Genomic DNA, 1743 nt, shown 5'->3' on the forward strand with positions numbered 1-1743 from the left:
ACACAAAGTTTACCCCTGTTACAAATTGAACTGTAACAGGGGTATTACTTTTAAAGAGAGCTCCAATACACTCTTTATTGTTTCCGATTTATCATTTACGGTTTATCGTTTCATTTTTAACGATAAACCGCTTATCGCCTATTTCTCACTTTCTTCGTACATCTTCTCTATCTGCTCACTATAATTCTTGGCAACCACCGCCCGTTTCAGTTTCAGTGTATTAGTCAATTCTCCACGTTCCATGCTGAATGGCTCAGGCAGTAAAGTGAAACGTTTGATTTGTTCATAGTGCGCAAATTGTTGCTGAAGTGTATCGATCCGGGCACGGAACAATCCTACAATCTTCGGATGCTGCAACAGTTCCGTCATATCCTTATATTCAATACCCTTTTCTTTGGCATACTCTTTCACAAATCCATATACAGGAACAATCAGAGCCGAGACAAACTTACGTTGATCGGCGATAATGGCAATCTGGTCGATATAACGGTCAATGACCAACTTCGTTTCCAAAGCTTGCGGAGCGACGTATTTGCCGTTTGATGTTTTGAATAAATCTTTAATACGTTCGGTCAGGAAAAGCTGTCCATTTTTAAAGTAACCGGCATCACCTGTATGGAACCAGCCATCCGGCTCAATAGCGGCAGCTGTGGCTTCCGCTTTTTTGTAATAGCCTTTTGTGATCGTCTTACCCCGAAGCAGGATTTCATTGTCTTCACCGATTTTCACTTCAATCCCCGGCAGTACAACACCTACCGAACCGATATCATAGCCAACCGGCAGTGTACAAGATACAGTAGCCGTAGATTCCGTCAGTCCATATCCTACCACCATATTGATTCCTACCGAATGAACGAATTCATTAATCTCATCGGGAACGGCAGCACCGGCAGTCGGGAAAAAGTTACCATTCTCAATACCGATTGTTTTTTTCAGCAAAGAATAGATAGTCTTCTCGTAAAACTTATATTTCAGTTGATTCATCACCGGAGGAGTCTTTCCCAGACGCAGATAATCCAGATTATGGATTCTACCTACCCGGATAGCATCCAGCATCAGTGCCTTCTTCAACCCGGTTGTTTCGTTTATTTTTTCCTGTACCCCTGCATACACCTTCTCCCAAAAACGGGGAACACTGCACATCAGTGTCGGGCGAATTTCCTTAATGGTTGTTTGTATATCTGCCGGACGGAGATTGATACAAATCTGCACTCCTTTATGAATACAGAGATAACACCATGCTTTCTCAAACACGTGTGTTAATGGAAGGAAGTTCATCGATACATCCTTATCCGACATCGTCGTCAAACGGTCATCATGTGTATGAAACTGTTCCAGATAACAGGAATGATGAAGCATGACGCCCTTCGGTTCACCCGTTGTGCCGGATGTATAGAGAATGTTTGCCAAGTCATCATAAGAAGCCCGTTCGGTACGCTCTTCTACCGTATCATTATGAGGCAATCCCTCTCCCGTCGCCATAAATTCATCAAAATAGATAGATGATACGTCACGAGGGTCTTTTACCACCGAACGGTCAAAGATTATCAGTTGTTGCAAAGAAGAACAGAAACCAAAGATGCTGAAAGCGGCATCATACTGGTATTGCTCACCGACAAAAAGAAAACGAATCTGCGCATCATTAATGATATATTGCGCCTGCGCAGGTGAACTCGTTGCATAAAACGGAATGGTAACCGCCCGGTTGGCAAATGCACCAAACTCTACATAGAACCATTCGCG

At 43.1% G+C, this 1743-nt stretch carries 1 protein-coding gene; it reads right to left on the minus strand.

Features of this window, described 5'->3' with window-relative positions; translation table 11 throughout:
• Positions 1-138 precede the first annotated feature (138 nt).
• Positions 139-1743 (minus strand): long-chain fatty acid--CoA ligase (locus AB5935_RS24695; RefSeq protein WP_368327724.1); only part of this gene is annotated, 1605 nt, incomplete at its 5' end.

The organism is Phocaeicola sp. RTP21198st1_B8_RTP21198_201120, from assembly GCF_040929485.1.
Taxonomy (GTDB): Bacteria; Bacteroidota; Bacteroidia; order Bacteroidales; family Bacteroidaceae; genus Phocaeicola; species Phocaeicola dorei.